We start from the raw sequence: 11,316 nt of genomic DNA, 5'->3' as shown, positions 1-11,316 counted from the left end.
TATGCCGACTTATCGCTACCAGGCCGTGGACCTCGCCGGCAAGGCGCACAAGGCCAGCGTGCAGGCCGACAGCGAGCGCCATGCGCGCCAGTTGCTGCGCGAGCGGGGGTTGTTCGCCCGGCACCTGCAGCGCCATGAAGCCGGCCAGGCCCAGCCACGGCGCCAGCGTTTGAGCCGTGCCCAGCTGTGCGAGCTGACCCGCCAGCTGGCAACCCTGGTCGGCGCCGGCATTCCCTTGGTCGACGCCCTGGCCACCCTGGAACGGCAGCTGCGCCAGCCGGCCCTGCACGCCGTGCTGGTGGCCTTGCGCGGCTCCCTCGCCGAAGGCCTCGGCCTGGCCCGCAGCCTGGCGCGCCAGGGGCAGCCCTTCACCGGCCTGTATTGCGCGTTGGTCGAGGCCGGCGAGCGCTCGGGGCGCCTGGGCCAGGTGCTGGCGCGCCTGGCCGATCACCTCGAGCAGGTGCAACGCCAGCGGCACAAGGCGCGCACCGCGTTGATCTACCCGGCGGTGCTGATGGGCGTGTCGCTGGCGGTGGTGGTCGGCCTGATGACCTTCGTGGTGCCCAAGCTCACCGAACAATTCGCCCATTCCGGGCAGAGCCTGCCCTTCATTACTTCGTTGCTGATCGGCCTCAGCCAGGGGCTGGTCCATGCCGGGCCATACCTGTTGCTGCTGGCGCTCATGCTGACGCTGTTCGCAGGCGTGCTGCTGCGCAAGCCCCACTGGTGCCTGCGCCGCGACGACCTGCTGCTGCGCCTGCCGCGCATCGGCCAGGTACTGCAGGTGCTGGAGAGCGCCCGGCTGGCGCGCAGCCTGGCGATCCTCTGCGGCAGCGGCGTGGCCTTGCTCGAGGCGTTGCAGGTGGCCACCGAGACGGTCGGCAACCGGCGTATCCGCGTGGCGATGGAGCAGGTGCGCCTGCAGGTGCAGGGCGGCACCAGCCTGCACCGGGCGCTGGACGGCGCAGGCCAGTTTCCGCCGTTGCTGGTGAACATGGTTGGCAGCGGCGAGGCCAGTGGCACCCTGGCCGACATGCTCGAACGGGTGGCCGATGACCAGGAGCGCGGCTTCGCCCGCCAGGTGGACACCGCGATGGCGCTGTTCGAACCGCTGATGATTCTGGTGATGGGTGGCGTGGTGCTGTTCATCGTGCTGGCGGTGTTGCTGCCGATCATGCAGCTCAACCAGGGATTGCAACTGTGACAAGGAGAACTTCGATGCAGCAACGACACAAGCGCCAGGGTGGCTTCACCCTGATGGAAATCATGGTGGTGATCTTCATCATCGGCCTGCTGATCGCCGTGGTTGCGCCCAGTGTGCTGGGCAACCAGGACAAGGCGATGAAGCAGAAGGTGATGGCCGACCTGGCCACCCTGGAGCAGGCGCTGGACATGTACCGCCTGGACAACCTGCGCTTCCCCAGCAACGAGCAGGGCCTGGCCGCGCTGGCGAAGAAACCGACCCAGGAACCGCTGCCACGCAGCTGGCGCAGCGATGGCTATATCCGCCGCCTGCCGGAAGATCCGTGGGGCACGCCGTACCAGTACCGCATGCCTGGTGAGCATGGCCGGGTCGATGTGTATTCGCTGGGCGCCGATGGTGTGCCCGGTGGCGAAGGGCTGGATGCCGACCTGGGCAACTGGGCGTTGTGACATGCGTCGCCAGGGTGGTTTCAGTCTGCTCGAGCTGCTGGTGGTGCTGGCCATCGCCGGGTTGATGACCAGCCTGGCCGTGGCCTGGCTCGACAGCGGCAACGGCGGTGTCGATCAGGCGCTGGAGCGTTTGGCGACTGCCACCGTGGCCCAGGGCGACCTGGCGCGTCATGCCGGGCAGTTGCGTGGCCTGCGCTGGAGCGGCCAGCGTCCGGAGTTCGTGCGCCAGGAGCGTGGACGCTGGGTGGTCGAGCCGGTGGCCCTGGGCGCGTGGCCAAAGGGCCTGCGTCCAGACTGGCCGAGCAGCCCGGCGCCGGTGCTGGTATTCACCCCCGACGGTTGGGCCCGGCCCGGCAGTGTGCGCTGGTACTGGGCGCAAGGCAGCCTGGGCTGGCACTGGGGGCGTGATGGCCGCTTGCAGGTGAGCCGCGCCCAATGAAGCACAGGGAGCAGGGTTTTACGCTGCTTGAAGTAAGCGTCGCGCTGGCGATTGCCGCCGTGTTGGCGGTGATCACCAGTCAGGTCCTGCGTCAGCGCCTGGCGGTGCAGGACACGGTGCAGCAGCATCGCCTGGGTGTGCTTTGCGCCCGTGAGTTGCAGGCGCGGTTCGTGGTCGAGCAGTACTGGCCGGCGACCAATCATGACACTGGCGAGCTGACCCAGGGCGCGCAGGTTTGCCATTGGCACTTGCAGTTGCGGCGCACGGGCGTGCGTGACCTGCGCCGCGGCGAGCTTCTGCTGTTTGCCGACCGCGACCAGCGTCTGCCGCTGGGGCAATACACGGTGTTCCTGGAGCGTCCATGAAGCGCAGGCAGACAGGCATGACCCTGATCGAACTGATGGTGGCCCTGGCGTTGACTGCCTTGCTTGGGCTGCTGCTGGCCGCGCTGGTCAATGGCTGGCTGAGGGTGCGTGAGCGGCTCGATCAGCCGCAGCGGGAAACCCAGGTCGTGGACTTCTGCCTGGCGTTGGAGCGGCGCTTCGACAGCCCGGTGCTGCGCCGTGTGTATGAACAACGCCTGCCCTTGCCGGTGCGCTGGCTGGACTGGCAGCCCGACCGCCAGCAACTGCTTTGGGTGGCCGCCGCGGCGTGGCCGCAGGCCGAAGGCGGTTCGCGGCTGCAACGTCAGCGCCTGCGCTTCGAGGCGCGTGAGCAGCAGTTGCTGGTGGAAACCTCCGCTGACCTGTATGCCGCCGCGAGCCCGCAGTGGGTGTTGCGCGAACGGTTGGAGCGGGTCAGCGCGATGAGCCTGCTTTACCACCAGTCCGGCCAGTGGCTGGCCTGGCCTTCCGATCAACCGACACATCCCGGACGGGGTGTACGCCTGGAGTTCGTGCGTGATGGAGCACCCTATGCCTGTACCTTCGTGCTGCCCTGGGGGCGCTCGTGAAACTTGAGTGGCGGCGCCGTACGCCGCTGCGGCCGTGGCTGTTGCTGCGTCCGGGCCCGGTGTGGGACTGGGCGCTGGTGGAGCAGGGCGTGGCCACCCGTCAGGGGCAGGGCATGCCGCCTGCGGGCCTGTCGGCGCGGGTTGCCCTGATTGTTCCGGGTGAACATTGCAGCCACTTCCAGCTGGCCGCGCCGCCTGGGCTCAAGCGCGAAGAGTGGCCGCTGTTGCTGGAGGACCGGCTGTTGCAAGGGGTGGATGAAGTTGATTGTGCCTGCATCGGCCGGCCTCCGGGCCAACTGCGGCTGCTGGTGGTGGCCCGGCAGCGGTTGGCTCAATGGCGTGCCCAGTGCGTCGAATGGGCGTTGTCCGTGGAGCGATGTTGGGGGGAGTTTCAGTTGCTGCCCGAACCTGAAGCGGACGAATGTTTGCAATGGCGTCGAGGCGAAAGGCTGTTGCAGCTTGGAAAGGGCGCCGAGGGGCGTGTCCATTGGCTGGCCTGGCCCGAGTCACTCGGCCAGGTGCCCGCCATGGTTTGGCCGGCAGGTGCGCGGGCCCCCGTCGAAGGTGACTGGCCCAAGGAGCTGGCGCCCTTGGAGGGCCTGCCTGGCTTGTTCGAGGCGCGAAGCCCACGCCAGTACCCTCGGCTGGAGCCAGCGCAGCGGCGGCTCGCCCTTGCCTGCATGGCCTTGGCCGTCAGTTGGGGTGGCCTCTGGCTGGCCCAGCAGTGGCGCCAGGCGCAGGTCTACCGTGAGCAAGTGCTGGCCGTGACCGGCCCGCAGGCCACGCCACGCCAGGCGGCCCAGGCGCTCAAGCGCTTGCGTGACAGTCACGGCGAAGAACAACTGCGCCTGCGCCAGCTGGAGGGGTTGCAGGCGCAATTGCAGGCTTGGCTGGAGGCGAACCCAGGCTGGCGGTTGCAGGCTGTGCGTTTCGATGGTCGGCATTGGCGGTTGGCATTGGAGGGGGATGGTGCGACGCCTCCTTGGCAAGAGATGGCGGCGGCCGTGGGGGGCAAGGTGCAGATCGAACAGGGAGCACGGCAGGTGGTGTTCGACCTGGAGGAGGCCTCATGAGCCGCGAGTGGTGGCAGCGACGGCGGATGCTGCTGGCCTGGCTGCTGATTGCGTTGCTGGCGTGCTTCCTGGTGCTTCGTGAAGGGCTCGGCTATTGGCGGGAGCTGGCGCAATGGCGCGCCTTGGCCGAGTCGGCGGTCGGGATGCGAACCGGGCCGACCTTGAGCCTTGAGCGCCTGCGCCAGTCGGCTCAGGCCCGGCGTGTCGAGTTGCTTGAAGTGCAGGCGCAGGATGAAGGCTGGCAGGTGCGGGGCAAGGTCGGCGATGCCCAGTCCCTGCTGGACTGGTTGCAGGCACTTCGCACGGAGGGCGCGCGGTTGGTGCAGTGGGGGTTGTCACGAGAGGGCGACGGGCTGCGCTTCGATGTGCAGGTGCAGCCTTGAGCCGGCGTTTGGGTGTTTGGTTGGGGGTGGTGTTCTGCCTGAGCCTGCTGGTCGAGCTGCCTGCGCCTTGGCTGGCATGGATGAGCGGGCTGCCGGCAGAGGGCGTGATGGGCAGCCTGTGGCAAGGGCAGGCGATGCGCCTGGGGGCGGTTGGCCCCTTGCGCTGGGAGCTGCGACCGTGGCGCCGGGACGTGCAGGTATGGATGGGGTTCCAGGGGCAGGGGTGGCGGTTGCATGCCAGTGGCTGGCCTTGGCTCTGGCAAGCCGAAGTCGAAGCACTGAGCGCTCAATCCAGTGTCGCCCAGGGGTATCGCCTGGCCGGGCTCTGGCAAGGCGTGCTGCATATGCGGGGGAGTGGCGGGCGGTGCCGCGAGGCACAGGGGCGGCTCGAGGTGAATGACCTGGCGCTGGTCGAGCCTTGGTCGCTGGGGCTGGGGCAGGGCGGTATCGAGATGAGCTGCGCGGATGGGTGGCAGGTGTCAGGATATTTGGCACAGGACGGGCAGCATCGCCTGGCGGTGAGCGGCGATCTGCTGGCGCGGCGGGCTCAGGTGAGTGTCGAGGTGCAGCCCAACGCGGCGCTGACACCCGTGTTGCGTGGGGGGCAGTGGTTGGGTGCCGAGGCGCTGCAAGGACAGCGGGAAATCCGCTGGTAGGGACAGCGTCGCAATAGATCTTGAGGCGCGCGCGATACCTGTAGGGGCGGGTTTACCCGCGATTGCGTCGGTGGGATCACTACCGCATTCGCCGGCAAAGCCGGCTCCTACAGGGTAGGCGTGCTTCGATGGCTCAGGGGCGGATCTCGATCATGGTGCCGTCTTTGACCATGCTCCACACCTCGCGCATGTCGTCGTTGCGCATGGCGATGCAGCCTTCGGTCCAGTCGAGGGTGTGGAAGTACCACTCCGGGTACTCCTCGTTGATCGGCGTGCCGTGGATCATGATCATGCTGCCGGCCGCCACCCCGTCACGCCGGGCCTTGGCGGCGTCGGTGATGTTCGGGTAGGAGATGTGCATGGCCAGGTTGTAGCGGTCGCTGACCTTGCGCCAGTCCAGCCAGTACAAGCCTTCGGGGGTCTTCTTGTCGCCCTCGCGTTCCTTGGCGCCCTTGGGCTGCTTGCCCAGGGAGATGCGGTAGGTCTTGAGCGGTTCGCCGCGGCTGATCAGCTGCAGGCGGCGCTCGGACTTGAGCACCAGCACCTTGTCGATCTGCGGCCCTTGCGGGGCAACCATGGCCAGAGACGCCGGCTGCTGCGTCGAGGCTGGCTTGCGAATGATGGTTTCGGTGAAGGCAGCCTGCGACACCGAGGCGACACTGAGGCAGAAGAGGGCAAGCAACCAGCGCATGAAACCGTATCCCTGAGACTTAGGTGGTGGACGACGAGACGTTCATCGGCGGCAGGTATTCATGGCCTATCGGGTACAGCTGCCTGATGCGGTCGCGATAGTAGCATTCTAGTGTGCGTGTGACAGTCCGGAAAGCCAGCTCGCCCCACGGGATCTCATGTTCCTCGAACAACCGCACTTCCAGGCTCTCGACACCCACGGCGAAGTCGAGGTCCGACAGCTCGGCGCGGAAGAACACATGCACCTGGTTGATGTGCGGCAGGTCGAACAGCTGGTACAGGTGGGTTTCACCGACCCGGGCGCAGGCTTCCTCGACGGTTTCGCGACGGGCGGCCTGGTCGAGGGTCTCGCCGTTCTCCATGAAGCCGGCCGGCAAGGTCCAGAAGCCTCGGCGCGGCTCGATGGCGCGGCGGCACAGCAGCACCTGGCTGCCCCAGGTGGGCAGCACCCCGGCGACAATGTTCGGGTTCTGGTAATGGATGGTCTGGCAATGGTCGCAGACATACCGTGGGCGGCTGTCGCCGTCGGGGATTCGCTGGGTGACCGGCTGGCCGCACGCGCTGCAGAATTTCATGCTTTCATTCCTGTGTGGTCGGGCTATCTTGGCGCGCCCGACCCGCCCACCGCAAGCGGACCGCGGGCGGGGCTTGGGTGCCCCGTGGCTTTGGTGCATCATGCAGGGCAGGCCTTGGAATCGAGAGTGCGCAATGCTGGACGAGCTTCTTCGCCGAATGAGCAACCATACCCCCGCGTCACTGGAGACGGACCGCCGTTTCCCCGAAGCGGCGGTGCTGCTGCCCATTACCCGCGGCGAAGAGCCGGAGCTGGTGCTGACACTGCGTGCCAAGGGGCTTTCCACCCATGGCGGAGAAGTGGCGTTCCCTGGCGGCCGGCGCGATCCGGAAGACCCGGACCTGGTGTTCACCGCCTTGCGTGAAGCCGAAGAGGAAATCGGCCTGCCCCCCGGCCTGGTCGAGGTGCTCGGCCCGCTCAGCCCGCTGATCTCGTTGCATGGCCTGAAGGTGACACCGTTCGTCGGCTTGATTCCCGATTACGTCGAGTACCGCGCCAACGATGCGGAAATCGCCGCCGTGTTCAGCGTGCCGCTGGCATTCTTCCGCCAGGACCCGCGCGAGCACACCCACCGCATCGATTACCAGGGCCGCAGCTGGTATGTGCCCAGTTACCGTTATGGCGACTACAAGATCTGGGGGCTGTCGGCGATCATGATCGTCGAGCTGGTCAACGTGCTGTTCGATGCCGGCATCAGCCTGCACCAGCCACCGGAGCGTTTCATCCAGAACTGAACGGGGCCCACCCCGTCACCTGCGTCCAACCGTGAGGAGCGAGACATGAAATACCGCCTGGGCGACCTGCGGGTCGAGGCCCATCCCAGCAGCTGGGCCGCGCCCAACGCCACCCTGATCGGCAAGGTGCGCCTGCAGGCCCGTGCCAGTGTGTGGTTCGGTGCGGTGCTGCGTGGCGACAACGAGTTGATCGACATCGGCGAAGACAGCAACGTCCAGGACGGCACGGTGATGCACACTGACATGGGCTCGCCGCTGAACATCGGCAAGGGCGTGACCATTGGCCATAACGCCATGCTGCATGGCTGCACGGTGGGCGATTACAGCCTGATCGGCATCAATGCGGTGATCCTCAACGGTGCGCGCATCGGCAAGCATTGCATCATCGGCGCCAACGCGCTGATCCCGGAAGGCAAGGAAATCCCCGACGGTTCGCTGGTGATGGGCTCGCCCGGAAAGGTGGTACGCGAGCTGACCGAGCAGCAGAAACGCATGCTCGAAGCCAGCGCCGCCCATTACGTACACAATGCCCAGCGCTATGCCCGCGACCTGGTAGTTGACGATGAGTGACGAAAAACCGGTGGCCTCGCCCTGTGTCAGCGTCTGCGCGCTGGACGAGCAGGACATCTGCACCGGCTGCCAGCGCACGGTGGCCGAAATAACCCGCTGGGGGCGGATGGACAACACGGAACGCCGCGCGGTACTCAAACTGTGCCATGAGCGGGCGGTCGCCGCTGGGTTGATCATCGGCCTGTAGGAGCCAGCCTTGCTGGCGAAAGCAAGGCATCGCCTTGCCGGCGTCACATTCGCCAGCAAGGCGAGGATCGCAGGCTTGTCCAGTGGCTGCCCCGACGCTACTCTGAGCGGCTTGCCCACCTGAATACCCAGACCATGTTCTATCTCATCGCCTACATCAGCAGCGTGGTGCTGATCAACTACGCCTTCTCCAGCGCGCCGCACCTGGACGTGATCTGGTCCGCCTGGGGTGGCCTGGTGTTCATCCTGCGCGACATGGTGCAGACCCGCTACGGCCACGGCGCGTTGCTGGCGATGCTGGTGGCGCTGGTGCTGTCCTACGCCACGTCGGAGCCGGCCATTGCCCTGGCCAGCGCCACCGCGTTCTTCGTCTCCGAACTGATCGACTGGCTGGTGTTCAGCGTCACCCGCCGCCCCCTGCGTGATCGCCTGTGGCTGAGCTCGGCCCTGAGCATCCCGGTGGACACCTTTATCTTCTTCGGCATGATCGGTGCGCTGACACCGGCGGTGATCGGCACGGCACTGGCCTCGAAGTTCGCCGGGGTCACGGCGGTGTGGCTGATCATGGCTTGGCGGGCACGGCGCGCGATCGCTGCATCCTGATGTAGAATACCGGTCCATTTTTCAGCGGGCGGCAGCCAGCGTGGCGCGGCCCCGGACGCCTTCGAGGACCTGAAATGACCCGTATCGGAACCCCATTGTCGCCGACCGCGACCCGTGTACTGCTGTGCGGCTGCGGCGAGCTGGGCAAGGAAGTGGTGATCGAGTTGCAGCGCCTGGGGGTCGAGGTGATCGCCGTTGACCGCTACGCCAATGCCCCGGCCATGCAGGTCGCGCACCGCAGCCATGTGATCAACATGCTCGACGGTGTGGCCCTGCGCGCGGTGATCGAGGCCGAGAAACCGCACTACATCGTCCCCGAGATCGAGGCCATCGCCACCGCCACCCTGGTGGAGCTGGAGAACGAAGGCTTCAACGTCGTCCCTACCGCCCGCGCCACCCAGCTGACCATGAACCGCGAAGGCATCCGCCGCCTGGCCGCCGAAGAGCTGGACCTGCCAACCTCGCCGTACCACTTCGCCGATACCTTCGAAGACTACAGCAAGGCGGTCGCCGACCTGGGCTACCCCTGCGTGGTCAAGCCGGTGATGAGTTCCTCGGGCAAGGGCCAGAGCCTGCTGCGTAGCGCCGACGATCTGCAGAAGGCCTGGGACTATGCCCAGGAGGGCGGCCGTGCCGGCAAGGGCCGGGTGATCATCGAGGGCTTTATCGACTTCGAGTACGAAATCACCCTGCTGACCGTGCGCCATGTAGGCGGCACCACCTTCCTCGAGCCGGTCGGTCACCGTCAGGAGAAGGGCGACTATCAAGAGTCCTGGCAGCCCCAGGCCATGAGCCCGAAAGCCTTGGCCGAGTCGCAGCGCGTGGCCCAGGCGGTCACCGATGCACTGGGGGGGCGTGGCCTGTTCGGCGTGGAGTTGTTCGTCAAGGGCGACCAGGTGTGGTTCAGCGAGGTCTCGCCACGCCCGCACGACACAGGCCTGGTGACCCTGATTTCCCAGGAGCTGTCGCAGTTCGCCCTGCATGCCCGGGCGATTCTTGGCCTGCCGATCCCGGTGGTGCGCCAGTTCGGTCCTTCGGCTTCGGCGGTGATCCTGCCGGAAGGCCAGTCGCAGCAGACCAGCTTCGCCAACCTCGGTGCGGCCTTGAGCGAGCCGGATACCGCCATTCGCCTGTTCGGCAAGCCGGAAATCAATGGTACCCGCCGCATGGGCGTGTGCCTGGCGCGCGACGAGTCGGTCGAGGCCGCTCGTGCCAAGGCGACCCGTGCTTCGCAGGCGGTCAAGGTCGAGTTCTGATCTGATGCTGCTGGGGGGCGCTTCGCGCCCCTTTCGCGACACAAGGCCGCTCCCACAGGTATCGCATAGACCCTGTGGGAGCGGCCTTGTGTCGCGAATGGGCTGCAAAGCAGCCCCAAGGGTTCAAAGCGCTGTATCGCGCGTCTCTTTCAGGCACAACACGGCAATCAGGCTGATCACCGCCGCCACCGACACATACCCTCCCACCCAGCTCAATCCCCCCATGCTCACCAGCTTCTGGGCAAAGAACGGTGCCGCCGAGGCGCCGACGATGCCGCCCAGGTTGTACGCCGCCGAAGCACCGGTGTAGCGCACATGGGTCGGGAACAGCTCCGGTAACAATGCCCCCATCGGCGCGAAGGTCACCCCCATCAGGAACAGCTCGATGGCCAGGAACAGCGCCACGCCCGTGGTCGACCCCGAGGTCAGCAGCGGCTCCATGGTGAAGCCCGAGGCAATGGCCAGCACACCCCCGACGATCAGCACCGGCTTGCGCCCGAAACGGTCGCTCAGCCAGGCCGACAGTGGCGTGGCCAGGGCCATGAACACCACGGCGAAGCACAGCAGCCCCAGGAAGGTTTCACGGCTGTAGCCCAGGGTGGTTACGCCATAGCTGAGCGAGAACACTGTGGAGATGTAGAACAGCGCGTAGCACACCACCATCGCCGCGGCCCCCAGCAGGGTCGGCAGCCAGTAGCGGGCGAACAGGTCGACCACCGGCATCTTCACCCGCTCGTGGCGGGCGACCGCCTTGGCGAATACCGGGCTTTCCTCCAGCTTCAGGCGCACGTACAGGCCGACCAGCACCAGGGCGGCGCTGAGCAGGAACGGAATGCGCCAGCCCCACTCGCGGAATTGCGCGTCGCTGAGCACCAGGGCCAGGGTAAGGAACAGGCCGTTGGCGGCCAGGAAGCCGATCGAAGGGCCGAGCTGCGGGAACATACCGAACCACGCGCGCTTGCCCTGCGGGGCGTTTTCGGTGGCCAGCAGCGCCGCGCCACCCCATTCGCCGCCCAGCCCCAGGCCCTGGCCGAAGCGCAGCAGGCAGAGAAGGATCGGCGCCCACACGCCGATGCTGTCATAGCCGGGCAGCACGCCGATCAGCGTGGTGGACACGCCCATCAGCAGCAGTGAGGCGACCAGGGTCGACTTGCGTCCGATACGGTCGCCGAAGTGGCCGAACAGCGCCGAGCCCAGCGGCCTGGCGAGGAAGGCGATGCCAAAGGTGAGGAAGGCCGCGAGCATCTGCGCGGTGCCTGAACCCGAAGGGAAGAACACCGGCCCGATCACCAGGGCGGCGGCGGTGGCGTAGACGTAGAAATCGTAGAACTCGATGGCGGTGCCGATGAAGCTGGCGGTGGCCACCCGGGCAGGCGAATTGGCCGGGGTCGCCGAAGCCGGTTCGGCGTAGGTGCTGCTGGTAGTCATGCGAAGGTCCCTGACAGTCATGCTCCATGGGGCACGGCCCATGTGGCAGGCACACGGGAGCCGGAGCGTATTGTTGTTGGTCGCCCGACTGACGATAGCCCAGGGGATAGAGGCGGGGA

General features: G+C 66.8%; 16 protein-coding genes. 13 read left to right on the top strand and 3 right to left on the bottom strand.

Annotation, left to right across the window (positions count from 1 at the left end; translation table 11 throughout):
• Nucleotide 1: 1 nt before the first annotated feature.
• From gspF to PSEEN_RS19755, 8 genes are read left to right on the top strand one after another with little or no spacing between them, the layout of a single operon-like run.
• The gene (gene gspF / locus PSEEN_RS19790; protein WP_011535337.1) at nucleotides 2-1,204 is read left to right on the top strand and encodes a type II secretion system inner membrane protein GspF; all 1,203 of its coding nucleotides are present in this window, start codon (nucleotides 2-4) and stop codon (nucleotides 1,202-1,204) included.
• Nucleotides 1,205-1,218: 14 nt separating this feature from the next.
• Nucleotides 1,219-1,653, top strand: coding sequence for a type II secretion system major pseudopilin GspG (gene gspG, locus PSEEN_RS19785; RefSeq protein ID WP_044488392.1), 435 nt, complete (start codon nucleotides 1,219-1,221; stop codon nucleotides 1,651-1,653).
• Between the two features lies 1 nt (nucleotide 1,654).
• Complete coding sequence (gene gspH, locus PSEEN_RS19780) at nucleotides 1,655-2,092, top strand: type II secretion system minor pseudopilin GspH (RefSeq protein WP_011535335.1); 438 nt, start codon at nucleotides 1,655-1,657, stop codon at nucleotides 2,090-2,092.
• Nucleotides 2,089-2,457 carry a type II secretion system protein GspI gene (locus tag PSEEN_RS19775; protein WP_011535334.1) on the top strand — a complete coding sequence of 123 codons (369 nt, stop codon included), beginning with the start codon at nucleotides 2,089-2,091 and terminating at the stop codon, nucleotides 2,455-2,457. Before gspH ends, PSEEN_RS19775 begins: the two co-directional genes overlap by 4 nt.
• Entirely contained in the window at nucleotides 2,454-3,044 is a 591-nt protein-coding gene (locus tag PSEEN_RS19770) for a prepilin-type N-terminal cleavage/methylation domain-containing protein (protein WP_011535333.1), read from the top strand. The genes PSEEN_RS19775 and PSEEN_RS19770 overlap by 4 nt, the downstream gene beginning before the upstream one ends.
• Complete coding sequence (locus PSEEN_RS19765; RefSeq protein ID WP_011535332.1) at nucleotides 3,041-4,117, top strand: GspL/Epsl periplasmic domain-containing protein; 1,077 nt, start codon at nucleotides 3,041-3,043, stop codon at nucleotides 4,115-4,117. Before PSEEN_RS19770 ends, PSEEN_RS19765 begins: the two co-directional genes overlap by 4 nt.
• Nucleotides 4,114-4,500 carry a type II secretion system protein GspM gene (gene gspM / locus PSEEN_RS19760; RefSeq protein ID WP_011535331.1) on the top strand — a complete coding sequence of 129 codons (387 nt, stop codon included), beginning with the start codon at nucleotides 4,114-4,116 and terminating at the stop codon, nucleotides 4,498-4,500. The genes PSEEN_RS19765 and gspM overlap by 4 nt, the downstream gene beginning before the upstream one ends.
• The gene (locus PSEEN_RS19755; protein WP_044488387.1) at nucleotides 4,497-5,156 is read left to right on the top strand and encodes a general secretion pathway protein GspN; all 660 of its coding nucleotides are present in this window, start codon (nucleotides 4,497-4,499) and stop codon (nucleotides 5,154-5,156) included. Before gspM ends, PSEEN_RS19755 begins: the two co-directional genes overlap by 4 nt.
• 133 nt (nucleotides 5,157-5,289) lie before the next feature.
• Here the strand turns inward: PSEEN_RS19755 and PSEEN_RS19750 are convergent, their stop codons facing one another.
• Both PSEEN_RS19750 and PSEEN_RS19745 read right to left on the bottom strand, forming a co-directional pair.
• On the bottom strand, nucleotides 5,290-5,847 hold the full coding sequence (locus tag PSEEN_RS19750) for a L,D-transpeptidase family protein (RefSeq protein WP_011535329.1): 558 nt from the start codon (nucleotides 5,845-5,847) through the stop codon (nucleotides 5,290-5,292).
• Nucleotides 5,848-5,866: 19 nt separating this feature from the next.
• On the bottom strand, nucleotides 5,867-6,421 hold the full coding sequence (locus PSEEN_RS19745) for an NUDIX hydrolase (RefSeq protein WP_011535328.1): 555 nt from the start codon (nucleotides 6,419-6,421) through the stop codon (nucleotides 5,867-5,869).
• A gap of 133 nt (nucleotides 6,422-6,554) precedes the next feature.
• Between PSEEN_RS19745 and PSEEN_RS19740 the strand changes: the two genes are divergently transcribed.
• The 5 genes from PSEEN_RS19740 (at nucleotide 6,555) to purT (ending at nucleotide 9,769) form a co-directional block, all read left to right on the top strand.
• Nucleotides 6,555-7,154 (top strand): CoA pyrophosphatase, encoded by a 600-nt coding sequence (locus tag PSEEN_RS19740; RefSeq protein ID WP_011535327.1) that lies wholly within the window; start codon nucleotides 6,555-6,557, stop codon nucleotides 7,152-7,154.
• A 45-nt stretch (nucleotides 7,155-7,199) separates the two neighbouring features.
• Nucleotides 7,200-7,724, top strand: a complete 525-nt coding sequence (locus tag PSEEN_RS19735; RefSeq protein WP_011535326.1) for a gamma carbonic anhydrase family protein — start codon at nucleotides 7,200-7,202, stop codon at nucleotides 7,722-7,724.
• Nucleotides 7,717-7,911: a DUF1289 domain-containing protein gene (locus PSEEN_RS19730; RefSeq protein ID WP_011535325.1), complete on the top strand. Its 195-nt coding sequence runs from the start codon at nucleotides 7,717-7,719 to the stop codon at nucleotides 7,909-7,911. The genes PSEEN_RS19735 and PSEEN_RS19730 overlap by 8 nt, the downstream gene beginning before the upstream one ends.
• 134 nt (nucleotides 7,912-8,045) lie before the next feature.
• Nucleotides 8,046-8,513, top strand: coding sequence for a VUT family protein (locus tag PSEEN_RS19725; RefSeq protein ID WP_011535324.1), 468 nt, complete (start codon nucleotides 8,046-8,048; stop codon nucleotides 8,511-8,513).
• A 74-nt stretch (nucleotides 8,514-8,587) separates the two neighbouring features.
• Nucleotides 8,588-9,769 carry a formate-dependent phosphoribosylglycinamide formyltransferase gene (gene purT / locus PSEEN_RS19720; RefSeq protein WP_011535323.1) on the top strand — a complete coding sequence of 394 codons (1,182 nt, stop codon included), beginning with the start codon at nucleotides 8,588-8,590 and terminating at the stop codon, nucleotides 9,767-9,769.
• 123 nt (nucleotides 9,770-9,892) lie between these two features.
• Here the strand turns inward: purT and PSEEN_RS19715 are convergent, their stop codons facing one another.
• Nucleotides 9,893-11,197, bottom strand: coding sequence for an MFS transporter (locus tag PSEEN_RS19715; protein WP_011535322.1), 1,305 nt, complete (start codon nucleotides 11,195-11,197; stop codon nucleotides 9,893-9,895).
• Nucleotides 11,198-11,316 lie beyond the last annotated feature (119 nt).

Source organism: Pseudomonas entomophila L48 (genome assembly GCF_000026105.1).
In the GTDB taxonomy this organism is placed as follows: Bacteria; Pseudomonadota; Gammaproteobacteria; order Pseudomonadales; family Pseudomonadaceae; genus Aquipseudomonas; species Aquipseudomonas entomophila.
The sequence above is the reverse complement of the archived record's forward strand: the minus strand, read 5'-3'. Positions and strand labels throughout refer to the sequence as shown.

What these genes read in the sequence shown, in the direction of transcription:
- gspF (WP_011535337.1), top strand. Translation starts at nt 2, where the DNA reads ATGCCGACTTATCGCTACCAGGCCGTGGACCTCGCCGGCAAGGCGCAC.
- gspG (WP_044488392.1), top strand. Translation starts at nt 1,219, where the DNA reads ATGCAGCAACGACACAAGCGCCAGGGTGGCTTCACCCTGATGGAAATC.
- gspH (WP_011535335.1), top strand. Translation starts at nt 1,655, where the DNA reads ATGCGTCGCCAGGGTGGTTTCAGTCTGCTCGAGCTGCTGGTGGTGCTG.
- PSEEN_RS19775 (WP_011535334.1), top strand. Translation starts at nt 2,089, where the DNA reads ATGAAGCACAGGGAGCAGGGTTTTACGCTGCTTGAAGTAAGCGTCGCG.
- PSEEN_RS19770 (WP_011535333.1), top strand. Translation starts at nt 2,454, where the DNA reads ATGAAGCGCAGGCAGACAGGCATGACCCTGATCGAACTGATGGTGGCC.
- gspM (WP_011535331.1), top strand. Translation starts at nt 4,114, where the DNA reads ATGAGCCGCGAGTGGTGGCAGCGACGGCGGATGCTGCTGGCCTGGCTG.
- PSEEN_RS19750 (WP_011535329.1), bottom strand. Translation starts at nt 5,847, where the DNA reads ATGCGCTGGTTGCTTGCCCTCTTCTGCCTCAGTGTCGCCTCGGTGTCG.
- PSEEN_RS19745 (WP_011535328.1), bottom strand. Translation starts at nt 6,421, where the DNA reads ATGAAATTCTGCAGCGCGTGCGGCCAGCCGGTCACCCAGCGAATCCCC.
- PSEEN_RS19740 (WP_011535327.1), top strand. Translation starts at nt 6,555, where the DNA reads ATGCTGGACGAGCTTCTTCGCCGAATGAGCAACCATACCCCCGCGTCA.
- PSEEN_RS19735 (WP_011535326.1), top strand. Translation starts at nt 7,200, where the DNA reads ATGAAATACCGCCTGGGCGACCTGCGGGTCGAGGCCCATCCCAGCAGC.
- PSEEN_RS19730 (WP_011535325.1), top strand. Translation starts at nt 7,717, where the DNA reads ATGAGTGACGAAAAACCGGTGGCCTCGCCCTGTGTCAGCGTCTGCGCG.
- PSEEN_RS19725 (WP_011535324.1), top strand. Translation starts at nt 8,046, where the DNA reads ATGTTCTATCTCATCGCCTACATCAGCAGCGTGGTGCTGATCAACTAC.
- purT (WP_011535323.1), top strand. Translation starts at nt 8,588, where the DNA reads ATGACCCGTATCGGAACCCCATTGTCGCCGACCGCGACCCGTGTACTG.
- PSEEN_RS19715 (WP_011535322.1), bottom strand. Translation starts at nt 11,197, where the DNA reads ATGACTACCAGCAGCACCTACGCCGAACCGGCTTCGGCGACCCCGGCC.